Annotated in this window: 2 rRNA genes (1 of these 2 only partly in view); both read left to right on the top strand. The window is 51.3% G+C overall.

The features are described from left to right. Window positions 1-2,143, top strand: a 23S ribosomal RNA gene (locus tag G4D77_RS15710) (it extends 733 nt beyond the left edge of the window). A gap of 125 nt (window positions 2,144-2,268) precedes the next feature. Further along, a 5S ribosomal RNA gene (gene rrf / locus G4D77_RS15705) occupies window positions 2,269-2,381 on the top strand. The last annotated feature ends 119 nt before the right edge of the window (window positions 2,382-2,500 follow it).

Genomic DNA, 2,500 nt, shown 5'->3' with positions numbered 1-2,500 from the left:
GTGTTGCAAAACTAGCGGATGAGCTGTGGATAGGGGTGAAAGGCTAAACAAACTTGGAAATAGCTGGTTCTCTCCGAAAACTATTTAGGTAGTGCCTCAAGTATTACCTGCGGGGGTAGAGCACTGTTTAGGCTAGGGGGTCATGGCGACTTACCAAACCTATGCAAACTCCGAATACCGCAGAGTACAGCTTGGGAGACAGAGCACCGGGTGCTAACGTCCGGACTCAAGAGGGAAACAACCCAGACCGCCAGCTAAGGTCCCTAAAATTGGCTAAGTGGGAAACGAAGTGGGAAGGCTAAAACAGTCAGGATGTTGGCTTAGAAGCAGCCATCATTTAAAGAAAGCGTAATAGCTCACTGATCGAGTCGTCCTGCGCGGAAGATGTAACGGGGCTAAGCCAGTTACCGAAGCTGCGGATTTGCAATTTATTGCAAGTGGTAGGAGAGCGTTCTGTAAGCCTGTGAAGGTGCCTGGTAACGGGTGCTGGAGGTATCAGAAGTGCGAATGCTGACATGAGTAGCGTTAAAGGGGGTGAAAAGCCCCCTCGCCGTAAGCGCAAGGTTTCCTACGCAACGTTCATCGGCGTAGGGTGAGTCGGCCCCTAAGGCGAGGCAGAGATGCGTAGCTGATGGGAAACAGGTCAATATTCCTGTACCGATGTGTAGTGCGATGTGGGGACGGAGAAGGTTAGCTCAGCCAACTGTTGGATATGTTGGTTCAAGCCTGTAGTCGTGCCTGGTAGGCAAATCCGCCGGGCTTAGATGAGGGGTGATAACGAGTCTGCTTGCAGACGAAGTGAGTGATACCCTGCTTCCAGGAAAAGCCACTAAGCTTCAGCTACACACGACCGTACCGCAAACCGACACTGGTGCGCGAGATGAGTATTCTAAGGCGCTTGAGAGAACTCTGGAGAAGGAACTCGGCAAATTGATACCGTAACTTCGGGAGAAGGTATGCCGCAAGTAGGTGAACTTGAACAAAGGGAGCCCAAAGCGGTTGCAAAAAATCGGTGGCTGCGACTGTTTAATAAAAACACAGCACTCTGCAAACACGAAAGTGGACGTATAGGGTGTGACGCCTGCCCGGTGCTGGAAGATTAAATGATGGGGTGCAAGCTCTTGATTGAAGTCCCAGTAAACGGCGGCCGTAACTATAACGGTCCTAAGGTAGCGAAATTCCTTGTCGGGTAAGTTCCGACCTGCACGAATGGCGTAACGATGGCCACACTGTCTCCTCCAGAGACTCAGCGAAGTTGAAATGTTTGTGATGATGCAATCTCCCCGCGGAAAGACGGAAAGACCCCATGAACCTTTACTGTAGCTTTGTATTGGATTTTGAACGGATCTGTGTAGGATAGGTGGGAGGCTTTGAAGTGAGGACGCTAGTTCTCATGGAGCCGACGTTGAAATACCACCCTGGTGCGTTTGAGGTTCTAACCCAGGTCCCTTATCGGGATCGGGGACAGTGCATGGTAGGCAGTTTGACTGGGGCGGTCTCCTCCCAAAGCGTAACGGAGGAGTTCGAAGGTACGCTAGTTACGGTCGGACATCGTGACGATAGTGCAATGGCATAAGCGTGCTTAACTGCGAGACTGACAAGTCGAGCAGATGCGAAAGCAGGACATAGTGATCCGGTGGTTCTGTATGGAAGGGCCATCGCTCAACGGATAAAAGGTACTCTGGGGATAACAGGCTGATACCGCCCAAGAGTTCATATCGACGGCGGTGTTTGGCACCTCGATGTCGGCTCATCTCATCCTGGGGCTGTAGTCGGTCCCAAGGGTATGGCTGTTCGCCATTTAAAGAGGTACGTGAGCTGGGTTTAAAACGTCGTGAGACAGTTTGGTCCCTATCTTCCGTGGGCGCTGCAGATTTGAGGAAGCCTGCTCCTAGTACGAGAGGACCGGAGTGGACACACCTCTGGTGTATCGGTTGTCACGCCAGTGGCATTGCCGAGTAGCTAAGTGTGGAAGAGATAACCGCTGAAAGCATCTAAGCGGGAAACTCGTTTCAAGATGAGATCTGCCGGGGCCTTGAGCCCCCTGAAGAGTCGTTCAAGACCAGGACGTTGATAGGCTGGGTGTGGAAGCGCAGTAATGCGTTAAGCTAACCAGTACTAATTGCTCGTGAGGCTTGACCCTATAACTTTGATGACGTGATCATCAAGGTGGTTATGCCAAGTAAGGCGCAGTCAAAATACAAAGCTGATTACAGACTCTATGAATTCGTTGTGTTGCTCACAAGAGCAGCATGACAACAAGTTATGCCTGATGACCATAGCAAGTTGGTACCACTCCTTCCCATCCCGAACAGGACAGTGAAACGACTTTGCGCCGATGATAGTGCGGGTTCCCGTGTGAAAGTAGGTCATCGTCAGGCTCTTACAGCCAAAACGCCCGGCTAGCGCCGGGCGTTTTCTTCTCTCTCCTGCTGAGCAGGGTAGAGAAGAAAACGCAAAAAGCGTTGAAAGTGCAGCGAAAGTTGTGCTAGAATACAAG

Source organism: Delftia sp. WY8 (assembly GCF_018437695.1).
Lineage (GTDB): Bacteria > Pseudomonadota > Gammaproteobacteria > Burkholderiales > Burkholderiaceae_C > Comamonas > Comamonas tsuruhatensis.
Note: the sequence above shows the minus strand (reverse complement) of the source record. Positions and strands in the feature narration are given on the sequence as shown.